Source organism: Mycobacterium sp. URHB0021, from assembly GCF_054057895.1.
On record NZ_JBSRZT010000002.1, the window covers coordinates 2,534,361 to 2,550,994 of the forward strand.

General features: G+C 67.2%; 18 protein-coding genes. 9 read left to right on the top strand and 9 right to left on the bottom strand.

The window, feature by feature from the left end:
- Nucleotides 1-44: 44 nt before the first annotated feature.
- The 3 genes from ACVWWN_RS14755 to ACVWWN_RS14765 form a co-directional block, all read right to left on the bottom strand.
- On the bottom strand, nucleotides 45-1,445 hold the full coding sequence (locus tag ACVWWN_RS14755) for a lytic transglycosylase domain-containing protein (protein WP_457144567.1): 1,401 nt from the start codon (nucleotides 1,443-1,445) through the stop codon (nucleotides 45-47).
- 96 nt (nucleotides 1,446-1,541) lie between these two features.
- Nucleotides 1,542-2,093, bottom strand: a complete 552-nt coding sequence (locus tag ACVWWN_RS14760; protein WP_457144568.1) for a DUF1003 domain-containing protein — start codon at nucleotides 2,091-2,093, stop codon at nucleotides 1,542-1,544.
- Nucleotides 2,090-3,409 carry a magnesium transporter MgtE N-terminal domain-containing protein gene (locus ACVWWN_RS14765; RefSeq protein ID WP_457144569.1) on the bottom strand — a complete coding sequence of 440 codons (1,320 nt, stop codon included), beginning with the start codon at nucleotides 3,407-3,409 and terminating at the stop codon, nucleotides 2,090-2,092. Before ACVWWN_RS14765 ends, ACVWWN_RS14760 begins: the two co-directional genes overlap by 4 nt.
- A gap of 25 nt (nucleotides 3,410-3,434) precedes the next feature.
- Here ACVWWN_RS14765 and ACVWWN_RS14770 point away from each other — a divergent pair, with 25 nt between their 5' ends.
- Complete coding sequence (locus ACVWWN_RS14770; RefSeq protein ID WP_457144570.1) at nucleotides 3,435-4,391, top strand: HpcH/HpaI aldolase/citrate lyase family protein; 957 nt, start codon at nucleotides 3,435-3,437, stop codon at nucleotides 4,389-4,391.
- 4 nt (nucleotides 4,392-4,395) lie between these two features.
- On the opposite strand, the gene ACVWWN_RS14775 is transcribed toward ACVWWN_RS14770, so the two are convergent.
- Both ACVWWN_RS14775 and ACVWWN_RS14780 read right to left on the bottom strand, forming a co-directional pair.
- The gene (locus ACVWWN_RS14775) at nucleotides 4,396-4,830 is read right to left on the bottom strand and encodes a DUF4190 domain-containing protein (RefSeq protein WP_457144571.1); all 435 of its coding nucleotides are present in this window, start codon (nucleotides 4,828-4,830) and stop codon (nucleotides 4,396-4,398) included.
- 17 nt (nucleotides 4,831-4,847) lie between these two features.
- A complete protein-coding gene (locus tag ACVWWN_RS14780; RefSeq protein ID WP_457144572.1) occupies nucleotides 4,848-5,540 on the bottom strand; it encodes a DUF4190 domain-containing protein in 693 nt (230 codons plus the stop codon).
- 105 nt (nucleotides 5,541-5,645) lie between these two features.
- On the opposite strand from ACVWWN_RS14780, the gene ACVWWN_RS14785 reads away from it, so the two are divergent.
- The 6 genes from ACVWWN_RS14785 (at nucleotide 5,646) to ACVWWN_RS14810 (ending at nucleotide 11,391) form a co-directional block, all read left to right on the top strand.
- On the top strand, nucleotides 5,646-6,173 hold the full coding sequence (locus ACVWWN_RS14785) for a general stress protein (protein ID WP_457144573.1): 528 nt from the start codon (nucleotides 5,646-5,648) through the stop codon (nucleotides 6,171-6,173).
- Between the two features lie 208 nt (nucleotides 6,174-6,381).
- Nucleotides 6,382-7,779 (top strand): ABC transporter substrate-binding protein, encoded by a 1,398-nt coding sequence (locus tag ACVWWN_RS14790; RefSeq protein WP_457149133.1) that lies wholly within the window; start codon nucleotides 6,382-6,384, stop codon nucleotides 7,777-7,779.
- 11 nt (nucleotides 7,780-7,790) lie between these two features.
- On the top strand, nucleotides 7,791-8,714 hold the full coding sequence (locus tag ACVWWN_RS14795) for a carbohydrate ABC transporter permease (RefSeq protein WP_457149134.1): 924 nt from the start codon (nucleotides 7,791-7,793) through the stop codon (nucleotides 8,712-8,714).
- A gap of 1 nt (nucleotide 8,715) precedes the next feature.
- The gene (locus ACVWWN_RS14800) at nucleotides 8,716-9,552 is read left to right on the top strand and encodes a carbohydrate ABC transporter permease (protein WP_457144574.1); all 837 of its coding nucleotides are present in this window, start codon (nucleotides 8,716-8,718) and stop codon (nucleotides 9,550-9,552) included.
- A 4-nt stretch (nucleotides 9,553-9,556) separates the two neighbouring features.
- Nucleotides 9,557-10,801, top strand: coding sequence for an ABC transporter ATP-binding protein (locus ACVWWN_RS14805; RefSeq protein ID WP_457144575.1), 1,245 nt, complete (start codon nucleotides 9,557-9,559; stop codon nucleotides 10,799-10,801).
- Nucleotides 10,798-11,391 carry a suppressor of fused domain protein gene (locus ACVWWN_RS14810; RefSeq protein WP_457144576.1) on the top strand — a complete coding sequence of 198 codons (594 nt, stop codon included), beginning with the start codon at nucleotides 10,798-10,800 and terminating at the stop codon, nucleotides 11,389-11,391. The genes ACVWWN_RS14805 and ACVWWN_RS14810 overlap by 4 nt, the downstream gene beginning before the upstream one ends.
- Here the strand turns inward: ACVWWN_RS14810 and corA are convergent.
- Nucleotides 11,388-12,494 (bottom strand): magnesium/cobalt transporter CorA, encoded by a 1,107-nt coding sequence (gene corA / locus ACVWWN_RS14815; RefSeq protein WP_457144577.1) that lies wholly within the window; start codon nucleotides 12,492-12,494, stop codon nucleotides 11,388-11,390. The two genes, ACVWWN_RS14810 and corA, sit on opposite strands and share 4 nt — an antisense overlap.
- A gap of 141 nt (nucleotides 12,495-12,635) precedes the next feature.
- Here corA and ACVWWN_RS14820 point away from each other — a divergent pair, with 141 nt between their 5' ends.
- Both ACVWWN_RS14820 and ACVWWN_RS14825 read left to right on the top strand, forming a co-directional pair.
- A complete protein-coding gene (locus tag ACVWWN_RS14820) occupies nucleotides 12,636-13,796 on the top strand; it encodes an NAD(P)-dependent malic enzyme (protein WP_457149135.1) in 1,161 nt (386 codons plus the stop codon).
- 7 nt (nucleotides 13,797-13,803) lie between these two features.
- A complete protein-coding gene (locus ACVWWN_RS14825; RefSeq protein WP_457144578.1) occupies nucleotides 13,804-14,652 on the top strand; it encodes a glycine betaine ABC transporter substrate-binding protein in 849 nt (282 codons plus the stop codon).
- A 101-nt stretch (nucleotides 14,653-14,753) separates the two neighbouring features.
- On the opposite strand, the gene ACVWWN_RS14830 is transcribed toward ACVWWN_RS14825, so the two are convergent.
- The 3 genes from ACVWWN_RS14830 to ACVWWN_RS14840 all read right to left on the bottom strand — a co-directional run bounded on the left by ACVWWN_RS14830 (nucleotide 14,754) and on the right by ACVWWN_RS14840 (nucleotide 16,450).
- Nucleotides 14,754-14,897, bottom strand: coding sequence for a hypothetical protein (locus ACVWWN_RS14830; RefSeq protein WP_457144579.1), 144 nt, complete (start codon nucleotides 14,895-14,897; stop codon nucleotides 14,754-14,756).
- Nucleotides 14,898-14,962: 65 nt separating this feature from the next.
- Nucleotides 14,963-15,589, bottom strand: a complete 627-nt coding sequence (locus ACVWWN_RS14835; protein WP_457144580.1) for an SDR family NAD(P)-dependent oxidoreductase — start codon at nucleotides 15,587-15,589, stop codon at nucleotides 14,963-14,965.
- A gap of 30 nt (nucleotides 15,590-15,619) precedes the next feature.
- Nucleotides 15,620-16,450 carry an SDR family NAD(P)-dependent oxidoreductase gene (locus ACVWWN_RS14840; RefSeq protein ID WP_457144581.1) on the bottom strand — a complete coding sequence of 277 codons (831 nt, stop codon included), beginning with the start codon at nucleotides 16,448-16,450 and terminating at the stop codon, nucleotides 15,620-15,622.
- Nucleotides 16,451-16,634 lie beyond the last annotated feature (184 nt).

The following is a 16,634-nucleotide window of genomic DNA, read 5'->3' on the forward strand; positions in this document are numbered from 1 at the left end:
GGCCGACTCGCCGGGCTCATCCGACGGCGGCCGCTGGACTCCGGTCAGTTCACCGGACCGGGCGCAGGTCCGAGCGCGGGCGGCAGCACGCCGACCGGCTGTTCGGGGGCCGGGGGCGGCGCCGGCAGCCCGAACGGTGTCGGTGGCGGCGGTGGCAGTCCGAACGGTGCCGGCGGCGCCGCATTGGGCGCCTCGGCCGGGGTGGCCTGCGGCGCGACGGCACCCGGCGCTGACGCCAGGGCAGGCGCCTGCGGCACAGCGGCGGGCACTGGTGTGCTCTGAATGCAGAACACCGCGCACTCGGGGGGCCGTTGCGGCAGCGTCTGGGCGGCCGGGGGCGGGTGTAGCCACGGCGGCAGCCACGGCGGCGGCGCGGGCTGCTCCGGCGGCGGCGCAACCGGAACCGCAGCGGGCGCCGGTCCCGGCAGCGGGCCGAGCGATTGGCCAGGGTAAACGGGGATCTGGCTGGCGACGCTGCCGTTCACCAGTGGCATCAGCGCCAGTGGGTCGCTGGCCGGTAGCCCGGCGGCGTTCATCGGCAGCCCCGGTCCGAGGCCCTGGTAGTTGTCAAGATGTGTATCGCCGATCGGCGGCACCGGTCCGGTGATCGGCGGTAGATCCACCGGCACCACACCCGTTGCGTAAGCACCGGCCCAGCCCAGCACATTACGGGCGTAGGCCACCGAGTTGTTGTAGCGCAGAATCGCCGCCATCACCTGAGACGGATCGCGGAGGTTGAGCCCGCCACTGCACAGGTACCGCGCCGCCGCCAGCGTCGAGTCGTAGAGGTTCTGCACGTCGGCCTTGCCGTCGCCGTCACCGTCGGAGGCGTACCGCGACCACGTGCCGGGCAGGAACTGCATCGGCCCCATCGCGCGGGCGTAGTTGACCCGGTCGGCCGAGCGGCTCTGCACGATGATCTCATTGCCGGGCAGTGACCCGTCCAGCGTGGGACCGTAGATCGGCCGCACCGCCGTGCCGCCGGCGTCGGTCGCGCCGCCGTTGGCGTGCATCGACTCGATCCGGCCGATTCCCGCCAACAGATTCCAGCTCACGCCGCAGCCGGGGGCGGCCGCCGCCATCATCCGTTCGGCATTGCGGTAGGCGGACAGGGCCATTGATGGAATGCGAAGCGAGCCGGGCGAATTGACTACCGCGGCGGGCGGAGGAGAGGAGACGGTCGCGGCGGCGATGTGAAAAGCCGTCGGGGTCTTGGTGACTGCGACGACGGTGACGCCGGAGCGGTTACCCGGGGACTGCTCGACGGCGGCCAGAGGCGTCACCGCCGAATTGCGGACAGGCGTGACGGACGACGGCGCGGACGCGCCCACGGCGCCGGCCAGGACGATCGGGGCGATCACAGCGATACCGAACGCAGGCGTACGAACCGCTCGGCCTGCGCGGCTTCGCGCTTGCTCGAGGGCGGTCCTTCCCCCTATGTGCACTCAACCGTCCTAAGGTGTGCTGTTACCAAAGTGCAATGTGAATCAAGTCACCATACATAGTCTGGCTTCGCTCGTTGCCGCAATGGCGAGAGCAATTCAGCTCGTCCGCTTTGCCCTTCGCTCTGAATTCTCCGATCTCCCCGGGCCATCGCCGATCGAGGAGTCGGTTGCCTCCCGCAATTCGGTCAGCATTTCGCGCACTTCCTCGAGTTCGCGGCGCAGGTAATCGCGAGTGGCCACCTCGCCGACGGCCAACCGCAGGGCGGCCAGCTCGCGGGCCAGATATTCGGTGTCGGCCTTGGTCTGTTCGGAGCGCCTGCGGTCCTCCTCCAGCGACACCCGGTCGCGATTCTCCTGACGGTTCTGCGCCAACAGGATCAATGGCGCGGCATAGGCGGCCTGCGTGGAGAATGCGAGATTGAGCAGGATGAACGGATACGGATCCCAGCGCAGCCCCACCGCAAAGAGATTCAGGCAGATCCAAACCACGACGAGGATGGTCTGCCACGCCAGATAACGGCCGGTGCCGAGAAATCGCGCGATCGACTCACTGAAATTCCCGACGGCCTCGGCGTCGACGTTGAACGAAATTCGGCGCCGCGAGACGCGGGGGGTGTCCAGCCGCTGGCGCGCCGTCAAGTCGCTCATGTCACCCCTTCTGCAGCTCGGCCCGCGGCCTCCGGCGGCGCGGCGAACAGCTCGGGTTCTTCTCGCTCCCGCCAGTCGTCGGGAAGCAGATGATCGAGTACATCGTCCACGGACACCGCACCCAGAAGGTGATTTTCATCGTCGACCACCGGACCGCAGACCAGATTGTAGGCAGCGAAGTACCGGGTGACGGCGGACAGCGAGTCCTCTGCGCGGAGGCTCGGCAGGTCGGTGTCGACGATGCCGCTGACCAGTGCGGCGGGCGGTTCGCGCAGCAGTCGTTGCAGGTGCACGCATCCGAGATACCGGCCGGTCGGGGTCGCGGTGGGCGGTCGGGCGACGAACACCAGCGACGCCACCGCGGGGGTCAGGTCGGGATCGCGAACCCGGGCCAGCGCCTCGGCCACGGTGGTGTCGGGGGCGAGCACCACCGGTTCGGAGGTCATCAATCCGCCCGCGGTATCGGGGGAGTGGCTGAGCAGCCGTCGGACATCCTCGGACTCCTCGGGATCCATCCGGCGCAGAAACTGTTCGGCATCGGCGGGCGTCATCGTGCCCAGCAGATCGGCCGCGTCGTCGGGATCCATCGCTTCGAGCACATCGGCGGCGCGCTCGGTCTCCAATTGCCGCAGTATGTCGGCCTGCTCGTCGTCGGGAAGCTCCTGCAGCACGTCGGCGAGGCGTTCGTCGTCGAGCGCCTTGAACACCTCCAGGCGGCGTTTGGCGGGCAGCTCGCGAATCGCGTCGGCCACCTCGATCGGGCGCTGGCCCAGGAACTGTTCCAGCAACTGGGCCACCCCCTGGTCGGGCATGGCGAGTCCGGACGGCGTCAGACCCTGTACGCGGTTCCAGTCGACGATGACGACATTGCCGCGACGGCCGAGCCGACGCTGCGGCCGCACCGCGACTTTCATCACCACCCAATCGCGCGTGCGGGTCAGCTCGATGCCCAGATCGACGACGACGACGTCGATTCCGGCCAGCTCGGAGCGATCGGGGTCGTCGACGCGCACCCGGGTTTCGATCACCTCGCCCACCACCAGCACCTCGCCGGGCCGCTGCGCGAACCTGCGCAGGGACACATTGCCGGTGGCGAGCGTGACGGCACTGGGCTCAATGGCCGTGACGCGCAGTATTGGGACGAAAATCCTTCGGCGCGTGAGCAATTCGACGACAAGTCCGAGAACTCGAGGCTGATGGTGCGTGGTGCTGATGCTGATCACCACATCACGCACGCGACCGATGGACTCCCCATCGGGACCCAGCACCACCATTCCCGCGAGCCGGGCCGCATAGACCCTGTTCACCGCAGCCATGGATCAAAGGGTAGAGAGTGTGCTTATGGATAACCGGTATCGACCCCGTCGAACGATCCTGTCCGTTCCCAGCAGCAACGCCAGAATGATCGAGAAGGCAAAGGGCCTGCCGGCCGACGAGGTGTTCCTGGACCTCGAGGACGCCGTCGCCCCCGATGCCAAAGGCGAGGCCCGCACCCGGGCCGCGGCCGCGCTGACTGAACCGGGCTGGGCGGGGCAGCTTCGCGGCGTCCGGGTCAACGACTGGACCACGCCGTGGACCTACGCCGACGTCATCGAGGTGGTCTCCGCGGCCGGTGCCGCACTGGACATCATCGTGCTGCCCAAGGTGACCGAGGTCGCGCACATCCATGCGTTGGATCTACTGCTGAACCAACTCGAGACCGCTCACGGACTACCGCAGGGCCGGATCGGCATCGAGGCGCAGATCGAAAACGCCCAGGGCCTGACCAACATTGACGCGATTGCGGCCGCCCCTCGGGTGCAGGCGCTGGTGCTCGGCCCGGCCGACATGATGGCCAGCCTGAACATGCGCACGCTGGAGGTCGGGGAACAGCCGGAGGGCTACGACGTCGGCGACGCTTATCACCATGTGCTGATGCGCATCCTCGTCGCCGCCCGCACCCGGGGCATCGCCGCCATCGACGGACCGTTCCTTAAGGTGCGCGATGTCGAGTCGTTCCGTCGGGTGGCCGGGCGGTCGGCTGCGCTGGGCTACGACGGCAAATGGGTGTTGCATCCCGACCAGATCGCGGCCGGCAACGAGATCTTCAGCCCGCGACAGGATGCCTACGACCACGCCGAGCAGATCCTCGAGGCCTATGACTGGCACACTTCGCGGGCCGGCGGCGCGCGTGGCGCGGTCATGCTCGGCGACGAGATGATCGATGAGGCCAGCCGCAAGATGGCCCTGGTGATCGCGGGCAAAGGCCGCGCGGCGGGCATGGTCCGCCAGGCCGAGCCGTTCCGGCCGCCCGTCTAGCGCACTACGGCGCCCACTGCCAGCCGCTGGCGTAGAGCCCGACGGACAGCAGCAGGTAGACCACCCAACCCGCCACCACCAGACCACCGATGATCGTGCCGATCAGGGCGATGGGGTAGCCGTCCTGACCGGTGCGCCTGGTCTCGCGCATCGCGATCACGCCGATGATGAGGCCGGCGATCGACGGCAGGCCGCAGCACATGAGGCCCACCAAGGACGTGACCAGCGCCGCGATTGCCTTGCCGTTGGTGCCGGGCGGCTTCGTCGGCCGGTACGGGTCGTAACCGGGCGCGGCATAGGCGGGGTAACCGGCGTAGCCCGGGTGGCCGTAGGCACCCGGGTACGGCGGCGGGTAGATCGGCGGTGGCAGCCCGGCGGCGTCGGCTGGATAGTCCAGCGGGGTGTCCTCGTACGGCTGCTCGGGGCCGCCGGTGGTCATGCTCGGCTACTCGAGACTCAGCTACTCAAAACGACGACCGTCCAGATGATGTTGATGAGCAGCGTCACCCCGCCGACCGCGATGCCGGCGATGGCCAGCCCGTGGCCGCCCTCGCGGCTCTGCTTGATCTGGTTGAGCGCGATGACGCCGAGCACGATGCCGATGATGGAGCCGATTCCGCAGAGCACGCCGATCGCCGACGCGACCAGGGACGCGATGGCCAACGTGTTGGTGCCCTGGGCCGGCTGCCCGTACCCGCCCTGGGCCGGGTAGCCCGACGGCGGGGGGCCGTACCCGGGCGGCGGCGCGCCGTACGGGGGTGGCGGCGGGTAGGAGGGGGCGCCGTAGCCGCCGGACGGGTCGGGGTAGGGCGGCGGATAGCCAGGCTGCCCACCGCCGGCCTGCTGAAAGTAGTCGGGCGGAGGATAGCCGGGCGCCTGCGGGTAGCCCGGCCCCTGCGGATAGCCGGGCGGTGTCTCATAACCCGGCGGCGGGCTGGGCGGGATGTAGGCCGGCGGCGGGGTGTAGCCGGGGGCCTCGTAGGCCGTGGGCGCTTCAGCAGCCCCCCGGGCCTGCGGCGATTCCGATTCGGCCGGTCCGTGCGACTGCTCGATCGGCGGCGCCTCGTAGCCTGCCGATGACGGCTCCGATCCCCCTGAGTCGGAGTCGGATGATGACGTTCGGCCTGCGTCCTCGCCCGGGTTTGTCATGCTGTCAACCTAGCGCAACCGGCGGGCACCATCGCGGCCGCCGAGTCGTTGCCTGGTGAGACAGAGCCGCGCAATTCAGCCGCGGATAGAGGAGAATGAGGATCGATGACCAGCCCGTTCCAACCCGGACAAAGCGCCAGCGGAACAACCGGTAACCCGACCCCGGGACGCGGCGGACCAGCGAGCCTGCCGACGCCGCCCAAAGGATGGCCGATCGGCGCCTATCCCACCTACGCCGAGGCGCAGCGCGCCGTCGACTATCTGTCCGACCAACAGTTCCCGGTGCAGCAGGTGACGATCGTCGGCGTGGACTTGATGCAGGTGGAACGGGTCACCGGACGGCTGACCTGGCCGAAAGTGCTGGGCGGCGGCGTGCTGACCGGTGCCTGGCTGGGTCTGTTCATCGGTCTGATCCTCGGATTCTTCAGCCCCAGCCCGTGGGGTGCGCTGGCCACCGGCCTGGTCGCCGGGGTGTTCTTCGGACTGATCACCTCGGCCGTCCCCTACGCGATGGCGCGCGGCACAAGAGATTTCAGCTCGACGATGCAGCTTGTGGCGGGCCGCTACGACGTGTTGTGCGATCCGCAGAGTGCCGAACAGGGCCGGGATCTGCTGGCGCGCTTGAAGATCTAGCCCGCTTTCTCCCGCGAGAGTGCGTGTCTGCGGCCGACACGCCGATATCAGCAGGGAGTTTGCGCACGTTCGCGGTTGAATAACGGGTGTGCGACGCGCGGCGGAAACTGTTGCATATGGTGCGCATGTCGCTCTACGGTTTGCCCGCGGGAGGTTCCCGCCCGGAGCCGCCCCGGTGGCGACATCGGACGCAGACGGGAGGCGGCTGGTGCTCGCTCGGCGGCTATGTGCTGCGGCATCGGCCGCGCTGACGACTGCGTCATTGGTGACCGCATGCGGTTCCGGCGGCGGCGGAATCGTCATCAACTACTACACACCGGCCAGCGAGATGGCCACGTTCACCGCGGTCGCCAAGCGTTGCAACGAAGAACTCGGCGGACGCTTCACCATCCAACAGATCAGCTTGCCCAAGGAAGCCGACGCGCAGCGGCTGCAGCTGGCGCGGCGGCTCACCGGCAACGACAAGACGCTCGACGTGATGGCGCTCGACGTGGTGTGGACCGCCGAGTTCGCCGAGGCGGGTTGGGCTTTGCCGCTGTCGGACGATCCGGCAGGCCGCGCCGAGGCCGACGCCACCGGCGATACACTGCCCGGCCCGCTGGAAACCGCGAAATGGCAGGACAAGCTGTACGCGGTACCCGTCACGACGAACACTCAATTGCTCTGGTATCGAGCCGATTTGATGGACGAACCGCCCGACACGTGGGACGGCATGGTGGCCGAGGCGACGCGCCTGCACGCCGCGGGAAAACCGAGCTGGATCGCCCTGCAAGCCAAGCAGTACGAGGGTCTGGTGGTCTGGTTCAACACCTTGCTGGAAAGCGCAGGCGGTCAAGTGCTTTCCGCCGACGGCAAGACCGTCACGCTGACCGACACCAAGGAGCATCGCGACGCCACCGTCAAGGCGTTGCAGATCATGAAGGCCGTTGCTACCGCGCCCGGCGCCGACCCGTCGATCACCCAGACCGATGAGGGCACCGCGAGGCTCGCGCTCGAGCAGGGCAAAGCCGCGCTCGAGGTGAACTGGCCGTTCGTGTTGCCGTCGATGCTGGAGAACGCCGTCAAGGGCGGCGTGAGCTTCCTGCCGCTGGACAAGCAGCCCGACCTGGCTGGCAGCATCAACGACGCCGGGACTTTCTCGCCCACCGACGACCAGTTCCGGTCCGCCTACGAGGCAAGCAAGAAGGTGTTCGGCTTCGCGCCCTATCCGGGGGTGGCGGCCGGTGAGCCCGCGAAGGTGACGCTCGGTGGGCTGAACCTCGCCGTCGCGAAGACCACCCAGCATCGCAAGGAAGCCTTCGAGGCCATCCGCTGCATTCGCAACGAAGAGAACCAGCGATACACATCCGTCGAGGGCGGCCTGCCCGCCGTGCGGGCATCGCTCTACGACGACCCGGCGTTCCAGGCCAAGTACCCGCAATACGCGATCATCCGCGATCAGCTGACCAATGCGGCGGTGCGCCCAGCGACACCGGTCTACCAGGCGGTTTCGACGCGGATGTCGGTGACGTTGGCGCCGGTCACCGACATCGATCCCGAGCGGACGGCAGACGAGCTGGCCGTCCAGGTGCAGAAGGCCATCGACGGCAAGGGGCTGATTCCATGACCGCACCTCCCATGGCTGTCGATGCGTCCCCGGCGTCCCGGGCGACCGCCGGTGGCACCGACGACAAGAAGTCCGAGCGCCGCCTCGCGTACATACTGATCGCCCCCGCGGTGCTGCTGATGGTGGCGGTCACGGCGTACCCGATCGGTTACGCGGTGTGGCTGAGCCTTCAGCGCTACAACCTCGCCACCCCCGACGACACCTCGTTCGTGTGGCTGCAGAACTACATCACCGTCCTCACCGACCGCTACTGGTGGACGGCGTTCATGGTCACGCTGGCGATCACTGTGGTCTCCGTGGCGATCGAGTTGGTGCTCGGCATGGCGCTGGCCCTGGTGATGCACCGAACGATTTTCGGCAAGGGTGTGGTGCGCACCGCGATTCTGATCCCGTACGGCATCGTCACCGTCGCCGCGTCCTACAGCTGGTATTACGCGTGGACACCGGGTACCGGCTATCTGGCCAACCTGCTGCCGGAGGGCAGCGCGCCGCTGACCGAGCAGATTCCCTCACTCGCCATCGTGGTACTCGCCGAGGTCTGGAAGACGACACCGTTCATGGCGCTGCTGCTGCTCGCCGGCCTGGCGCTGGTGCCGCAGGACCTGCTCAACGCGGCCCAGGTCGATGGGGCCGGCGCGTGGAAGCGCTTGGTCAAAGTCATTCTGCCGCTGATCAAGCCGGCCATCCTGGTGGCGCTGCTCTTCCGGACGTTGGATGCGTTCCGGATCTTCGACAACATCTACGTGCTCACCGGGGGAGCGAACAACACCGGATCGGTCTCAATCCTGGGCTACGACAACCTCTTCAAGGCGTTCAATCTCGGCCTTGGGTCAGCCATCAGCGTGCTGATCTTCCTCTCCGTGGCACTCATCGCGTTCGTCTACATCAAGCTTTTCGGCGCTTCCGCGCCCGGCGCCGAAGCGGAGGGACGCTGACATGGCCGAGCGGGGCGGCACGGGGCGCACGGCGGGTTGGACGGTCGTCAACATCCTCGTCGTGCTCTACGCACTGTTCCCCGTGCTGTGGATTCTGAGCCTTTCGCTCAAGCCGACGTCAAGCGTCAAAGACGGCAAGCTGATTCCCACGCAGATCACCTTCGACAACTACAAGGGCATCTTCTCTGGCGACATGTTCACCTCCGCGCTGATCAACTCGATCGGTATCGGGCTGATCACCACCGTGATCGCGGTGGTCGTCGGCGGCATGGCGGCGTATGCGGTTGCGCGGCTGACTTTTCCCGGCAAGCGCCTGCTCGTCGGCGTTGCCCTGTTGATCGCGATGTTCCCGCAGATCTCCCTGGTCACGCCGATCTTCAACCTGTGGCGCAGCATCGGCCTGTTCGACACCTGGCCCGGCCTGATCATCCCGTACATCACGTTCGCGTTGCCGCTGGCGATCTACACGCTGTCGGCGTTCTTCCGAGAGATTCCATGGGATCTGGAGAAGGCGGCCAAGATGGACGGCGCCAGCCCCGCCCAGGCGTTCCGCAGAGTCATCGCGCCGTTGGCGGCGCCGGGCATCGTCACCGCCGCGATCCTGGTGTTCATCTTCGCCTGGAACGATCTGCTGCTCGCGCTGTCTCTGACGGCCACTCAGCGGGCGATCACCGCGCCGGTGGCGATCGCGAACTTCACCGGCAGTTCGCAGTTCGAGGAGCCCACCGGATCGATTGCGGCGGGTGCGATGGTCATCACCATCCCGATCGTCATCTTTGTTCTAATCTTCCAACGAAGGATCGTCGCCGGCCTGACGTCCGGTGCGGTGAAGGGATAGTTCCATGGCCGAAATTGTGTTGGACCGGGTGACCAAGAGTTACCCCAACGGCGCGACGGCCGTGAAAGATCTGTCGATCACGATCGCCGACGGCGAGTTCATCATCCTGGTCGGGCCCTCCGGCTGCGGAAAATCCACCACGCTGAACATGATCGCCGGTCTCGAGGAGATCAGCTCGGGCGAGCTGCGCATCGGCGGTCAGCGGGTGAACGACAAGGCGCCCAAGGACCGCGACATCGCGATGGTATTCCAGTCGTATGCCCTCTATCCGCACATGACCGTCCGGCAGAACATCGCGTTCCCGTTGACGTTGGCCAAGGCGAAGAAGGACGACATCGCGCAGAAGGTCGAAGAGACGGCGAAAATCCTTGACCTGACCGAGCTTCTGGATCGCAAGCCCGGGCAGCTCTCGGGGGGGCAGCGGCAGCGGGTCGCCATGGGCCGGGCGATCGTCCGCAACCCCAAGGCATTTCTGATGGATGAGCCGCTGTCGAATCTGGATGCCAAGCTGCGCGTCCAGATGCGATCGGAGATCGCACGTTTGCAGAATCGCCTTGGCACCACCACCGTGTACGTCACCCATGACCAGACCGAGGCCATGACGTTGGGTGACCGGGTGGTGGTGCTGCTCGCCGGCGAGGTTCAGCAGATCGGCACGCCGGAAGAGCTGTACGACAACCCCGCGAACCTGTTCGTGGCGGGATTCATCGGATCGCCTGCGATGAACTTCTTCCCGGCCACCCTGACCCACGTCGGTGTGCGCCTGCCGTTCGGCGAAGTCACGCTCACCCAAGAGGTCCACGACCTACTCGGGCGCCACCCCAAGCCCGATAACGTGATCGTCGGCGTGCGGCCGGAGAACCTCGAGGACGCCGCGCTGATCGACACATATGCGCGGATCCGCGCGTTGACCTTCCAGGTCAAGGTCGACTTCGTCGAATCGCTCGGCGCCGACAAGTACGTGCACTTCAAAACCGAGGGAGCGGGCGCCCGGGCCGCCCAGCTGGCCGAGCTCGCCGCCGACTCCGGCGCTGGCGAAAACGAGTTCGTGGCAAGGGTTTCCACCGAATCCAAGGTGACGCCGGGCCAGACCATGGAGCTGGCCTTCGACACATCCAAGATCACCATCTTCGACGCGGACAGCGGGGCGAACCTGATGCTCCCGCCCGGCGGCGCAGAAGCTGCCGAGCCGACGCCGTCGGAGACCGAGCAGACGGCGGAGCCCGGCGATCCGCCATCGACCGAGTGATCGACGTCCTCGCCGCAGTCCGCGCGCACCTGCGCGCGCACTTCGCCGGGGCTGGGGTTATCGCCGAGCCCGACGAAGCGAGCGTGACGTTCCTCGGCTCCGAACGCATCGACGTGTTGCGCTTCGGGCCAGCCGCCGACGGTGTCAGCCATTATGTGTCGCTTGGCTGTTCGCGGCATCCGATGTTCGATCCGACCGAGATGGTGACCGACGCCCTGCACGGCCCGCGCGCCGAGGTGGTGGCCGCGCTGCGCGGCCCGTCGCCGGCCGGCCTGGCCCGCTCCCTGGCCATCGTCGCGGCGGCGCCCGCCGTCGAGGGTCTGATCCTGGAACCCGACGCGCTCATCGACCTTGAGTCACCGCTGTGGGATGACGCCGCGTTCACCGCGTTTCTGTTGGGCCGCAGCGACATCGACGACGTGTCGTTGACCGCGCCGTTGCCGCCGGTCACCGTGCTGTCGGCCATCCCGATCACGGCGACCGAGGCCGCGTGGGTGCGGCTCAAGGGTGCCGACGCCATGAGGGAGGCGTGGCAGCAGGACGGCGTCGACGTCTTCGATCCCGCCCGTCCGGCCGCACAGCCCAGTTAGAGCCAGTGGTTGTGCCGGAACGTCGTGTACAAAATCCCGCACACCGTGGCCATCACCAACAGCACCGCCGGATAACCCCACACCTGATGCAGCTCCGGCATGTGGTCGAAGTTCATGCCGTAGATGCCGGCCAGCGCGGTCGGCACCGCGGCCATGGCCACCCACGCCGAGATCTTGCGCATGTCGATGTTCTGCTGCATGGACACCTTGCCCACCGCGGCCTGCACCAGCGAGCTGAGCACCTCGTCGTAGCTGGCGATCCGATCGGAGGCCTGCGTGTTGTGGTCGAGGACATCACGCATGTACCGCCGGACCTCCTTGGAGATCAGGTCGTTGTGGTCGGTGCCGATGCGTTGCAACGCCAGGGTCAGCGGGCTGACCGCCCGGCGCATCTCGACGATCTCGCGCTTGAGCAGATAGATCTGCTCGATGTCGGTGGCGCTACTCGGGGAGAAGACGTTCTCCTCCATGGCGTCGATGTCGAACTCGACGAGATCGGTGACCTCGAGGTAGTGGTCGACGACATGGTCGGCGATCGCGTGCATCACGGCATAGGGCCCCAGCGCACAGTTGGCAGGCATGGCGTCCATCCGCTTGCGCACCGTGGCCAGGCCGCCATGGTCTCCGTGGCGGACCGTCACGACGAAGTCAGGTCCGACGAAGATCATGATCTCGCCGGTCTCGACGATCTCACGGACCTTGGCCTCCGACTCGTGTTCGACATAGGTGATGGTTTTGATGACCAGGAACAGCGTGTTGTCGTAGCGCTCCAGCTTCGGCCGCTGATGCGCGTGCACGGCGTCCTCGACGGCCAGTTCGTGTAGGCCGAAGACGTCGGCCACGGCCTGCATCTGGTGCTCGTCGGGTTCATGCAGCCCGATCCACACGAACGCTTGTTTGCCCTCGCGTTCGAGGTCGTGCACCTTGTTCAGCGCGGCGGCGTGGGTGTACTTGCCGGGTAGGCGCGCGCCGTCGGAGTACACGCCGCAGTCGACCATCGCCCGCGAGACGGGGACGTGAATACTCCTGGCGTCCGGCTCGGGTGCCTTGCCTCTGTTTGCCGGACGTAGCAGTGATGGCTGTAGTGCTCGGAATGACGGCATACGCGAACCTCCCCTCAGACCTGGAGTTGCCTGGTCGGGCCTTTGAAATGGTACGCGCCCGAACCGCGAAGAGTCTTGTCACGACAGAGGATCTCGCCTCTGTGAGGCCCTGCTGTGAAGTACCCTGACGCCGTGTCCGAAATGGTGCGCACGCCGCAAGTCGTCATCGATGATGCCGAGATCTTCACCCACCATGAAGGAGGCAAGCTCTCGGTCGGGTTGACCGCGCCGCTGGACACCCAGCGCGCCCTGTCGATCGCCTACACCCCGGGTGTGGCGCAGGTCAGCCGCGCCATCGCAACCGATCGGACGTTGGCCGCCAGGTACACGTGGGCCAACCGGTTGGTGGTGGTGGTCAGCGACGGCAGTGCCGTACTCGGCCTCGGTGACATCGGTCCGGAAGCGTCGCTCCCGGTGATGGAGGGTAAGAGCGCGCTGTTCAAGACATTCGGCGGGCTGGACTCCATCCCGATCGTGCTGGCCACCAACGACCCCGACGAGATCGTCGAGACGTTGGTGCGGCTGCGGCCGACGTTCGGGGCGGTGAATCTCGAGGACATCTCCGCTCCGCGGTGTTTCGAGATCGAGCGTCGGGTGATCGAGGCGCTGGACTGCCCCGTCATGCACGACGACCAGCACGGCACCGCCATCGTCGTGCTGGCCGCGCTACTGGGTGCGACGAAGGTGCTCGATCGCGACGTGTCGTCGCTTCGGATCGTCATCTCGGGCGCCGGCGCGGCGGGCGTGGCATGCGCCAACATGCTGCTCGCCGAGGGCATCGGCCACATCACCGTGCTGGATTCCAAGGGCATCGTCCACACGGGTCGCGACGACCTCAATCCGTTCAAGGCAGAACTGGCCACCCGCACCAACCCGGAAGGGCGGACGGGTGGCATGGCCGAGGCGCTCGAAGGCGCCGACGTGTTCCTGGGTGTGTCGGCAGGCCTCGTGCCGGAGGAACTCATCGCGACGATGGCGCCCAACAGCATCGTGTTCGCGATGTCCAACCCGGATCCGGAGATTCATCCGGACATCGCGAAGAAATACGCGGCCGTGGTGGCCACCGGCCGCAGCGACTTCCCGAACCAGATCAACAACGTGCTGGCCTTCCCCGGTGTGTTCCGCGGTGCACTCGACGCCGGCGCCCGCCGCATCACCGAGGCCATGAAGCTCGCCGCGGCCGAGGCGATCTTCTCGGTGGTCGGCGACGACCTGGCCGTCGACCACATCGTGCCGAACGCACTCGACCCACGGGTCGGCCTGGCGGTGGCGGAAGCGGTCGCGGCAGCCTCTGACGGCTGAGCCGGCGATGGTCTTACGCCGCGCATTGGCGTCGGCGCTCATTGCGCTGATCATGATCTGTGCCGCCGGGTGCGGCGGCCACGACGAGGCTCCGTCCATCGCCGTCGGCGCCACCGACGACCACGGGTCGGCGCTGGTGGCGCATCTCTACGCCGCCGCGCTGCGCTTCTACGGCAACCCCGCCCACGTCCAGTCGATGACCGATCCGTTGTCGGGGCTGGATTCGGGGGAGGTGCGCGTCGTCCCCGGCTTCACCGGCCGACTCCTGACCCGGTTTGATCCGGATGCCAGCGCCCGGTCCGCCGCACAGGTGTACCGCGAGATGGTTGCCGCGCTGCCGGAAGGAGTCGCGGCCGGCGACTACACCACGTCCGCGGAGGACAAACCTTCGCTCGCGGTCACCGAAGCCACCGCCGATGCCTGGGGCGGCCGCGATGTCGCCGCCGCGGTCCGCAACTGCGCCAAACTGTCGCCCGGGGCAGTGCGCGGCGCCCGCCAGCCCGCCTCGATCGGGGTATGCAAGCTGCCGAGGCCGCGCCAGTTCTCTGATGAGTCAACGCTTTTCGCGGCTCTGCGATCGGGGGAGATCAATGCCGCGTGGACGACGACCGCGGCGCAGGCCATCCCCGCCGAGCTGCTGACGCTGTCCGACCGCACCTCATTGATCCGCGCCGAGAACCTGGTGCCGTTGTACCGTCGCAACGAGCTGAACGAGTCGCAGGCGCTGGCACTCAACGAGGTGGCCGGGGTGCTCGACACCGCCGCGCTCGCGCAGATGCTCGGTCAGGTCGCGGATGGCAAAGACCCCGCACTGGTGGCCGACGGATTCCTGGCCGAACACCCGTTGGGCCGCTAGGGCACCTCCCTCCGCGAGCTGGGGGTACGACCCGCTTGCGGGGGAGCGTGTCTGCGGCCGACACGCCGGTCGAATACACGACTTCGCGCACGTTCGCGCTCCTAGCGCGTCGGCGGCAACAGCCGTCTGTTCATCGGGACGAACCACCGCATGTAGCCGGATCCCGTGACACGCACGATGAGATCGAACAGCTTGGCGTCGGGACCCGGTAGCACCCGGGCCTTGTTCTTGGCTGTTCTCAGCACGGCGTTCAGGACGATCTTCGCGGTGCGCTGTGGATTGGTGATGGCGACCTTGTCGAAGACGGCCGTCAGCGCAGCCCTATCGAGTCCCTGGGCCCAGGTCGGTGCTGGATCAAGGGCGTCTTGATGTACCCGGGATGCACGCAGGTGACCTTCACCGGATGGCCGGCCGACACCATCTCCTGCCGGATCGCCTCGGTGAATCCCCGCACGGCGAACTTGGCGGAGTTGTACGCCGCTTGGCCCTGGACGGCGAACAACCCGTACATGCTCGACATGTTCACCAGATGGCCGTCGCCCGAGGCGATCAGGTGGGGCAGGAACGCCTTTGTGCAATTGACGACACCCCAGAAGTTGACGTCCATCACCCACCCGAGATCCTTGAACGCGGTGACCTCGATGTCACCCATGAACGCGATTCCCGCGATGTGGTCGCTCTGGTGCACCGTGCCGAAACGGGTTTTCACCGAATCGGCATATGCCAGCACGGATTCCGCTCGCTCACGTCCAGGCAGTCGGCTCTGACCTGTGCGCCCTCGTTGTGCAGCTGCTGCTCCGGTGCGCGCCAGACCGTCCGAGTCGACATCGCTGATCGCGAGTTTGGCGCCACGGCGCGCCAGTTCGGTGGCAAGCGCCTGCCCGATGCCCGAGCCGCCACCGGTGACCACGGCGACCTTGCCCGCAAAAGTGTCCACGGCGGCAGTATCACAGGGGCGGGTCCCCGGTCAGTGCGCTTCGGGCACCATTCGGGACATGACGGTAGAGAAGAGCCGCTGATACCCGGAGCCGGTGAGGCGCACGATGAGGTCGAGCGCCTTGGCGTCCGAACCGATCAGCACACGGGCCCGATTCTTCCGGACGCCGTCGAGGATGACCGTCGCCGCCTTCTCCGGCGTGGTGCTGGCCAGCTTCTTGTCGAAGGTGTTCGACAGCCGGTCTTTGTCCACGCTGTCGACCGTGGTCATGTTCCGCACGATATTCGTCTTGATGCCACCCGGATGCACCGTCGTCACCTTGACCGGATGCCCGGCAACCACCATCTCCTGCCGCAGCGCCTCGGTGAAGCCGCGCACCGCGAACTTCGCCGCGTTGTAGGCCGCCTGGCCGGGCACCGCGAACAGCCCGAAGATGCTGGAGACGTTGACGACGTGGCCGTCGCCGGAGGCGATCAGGTGGGGGAGGAACAGCTTGGTGCCATTGACGACGCCCCAGAAGTCGACGTCCATCACCTTTTCGATGTCCTTGTAGCCGGTGGCCTCGATGTCGCCGGCGAATGCGATGCCCGCATTGTTGTAGATCTGGTTCACCGTGCCGAACTGCGCCACGACACCGTCTGCGTACTGCTCGAACGCTTCTCGCTCGGTGACGTCGAGGCGGTCGGCCTTCACCGGGGCGCCGATGTCTGTCAGCCGCTTCTGGGTGACCGCCAGGCCGTCGGTGTCGATGTCGCTGATCGCCACCGAGGCGCCCGAGCGGGCGAGTTCGATCGCCAGCGCCTGCCCGATACCGGACCCGGCACCCGTGACCACCGCGACCTTCCCGGCAAATCCCTGCATGGACATCCTCCCCTCACGTCAGTGACATCGGGACGAGGTTAGCCGGTACCGGCGGTAGCGCATTCAGCGGGTCAGGCCGCGCCGCCCGCGAGCGTGCACGAACTGGGGTTCGCCACCGGCGTGTCGCACCCAGACACGCTCCCCCGCGAACGCGAGCGGCCCCGGCTCGCGCAAAAGGGAGGTG

Bases quoted from the DNA above. Each gene is read 5' to 3' on its own strand.
- ACVWWN_RS14760 (WP_457144568.1), bottom strand. From the start codon at position 2,093: ATGAGCGACTTGACGGCGCGCCAGCGGCTGGACACCCCCCGCGTCTCG.
- ACVWWN_RS14765 (WP_457144569.1), bottom strand. From the start codon at position 3,409: ATGGCTGCGGTGAACAGGGTCTATGCGGCCCGGCTCGCGGGAATGGTG.
- ACVWWN_RS14770 (WP_457144570.1), top strand. From the start codon at position 3,435: ATGGATAACCGGTATCGACCCCGTCGAACGATCCTGTCCGTTCCCAGC.
- ACVWWN_RS14775 (WP_457144571.1), bottom strand. From the start codon at position 4,830: ATGACCACCGGCGGCCCCGAGCAGCCGTACGAGGACACCCCGCTGGAC.
- ACVWWN_RS14780 (WP_457144572.1), bottom strand. From the start codon at position 5,540: ATGACAAACCCGGGCGAGGACGCAGGCCGAACGTCATCATCCGACTCC.
- ACVWWN_RS14785 (WP_457144573.1), top strand. From the start codon at position 5,646: ATGACCAGCCCGTTCCAACCCGGACAAAGCGCCAGCGGAACAACCGGT.
- ACVWWN_RS14795 (WP_457149134.1), top strand. From the start codon at position 7,791: ATGGCTGTCGATGCGTCCCCGGCGTCCCGGGCGACCGCCGGTGGCACC.
- ACVWWN_RS14800 (WP_457144574.1), top strand. From the start codon at position 8,716: ATGGCCGAGCGGGGCGGCACGGGGCGCACGGCGGGTTGGACGGTCGTC.
- ACVWWN_RS14805 (WP_457144575.1), top strand. From the start codon at position 9,557: ATGGCCGAAATTGTGTTGGACCGGGTGACCAAGAGTTACCCCAACGGC.
- corA (WP_457144577.1), bottom strand. From the start codon at position 12,494: ATGCCGTCATTCCGAGCACTACAGCCATCACTGCTACGTCCGGCAAAC.
- ACVWWN_RS14820 (WP_457149135.1), top strand. From the start codon at position 12,636: ATGGTGCGCACGCCGCAAGTCGTCATCGATGATGCCGAGATCTTCACC.
- ACVWWN_RS14825 (WP_457144578.1), top strand. From the start codon at position 13,804: ATGGTCTTACGCCGCGCATTGGCGTCGGCGCTCATTGCGCTGATCATG.
- ACVWWN_RS14840 (WP_457144581.1), bottom strand. From the start codon at position 16,450: ATGCAGGGATTTGCCGGGAAGGTCGCGGTGGTCACGGGTGCCGGGTCC.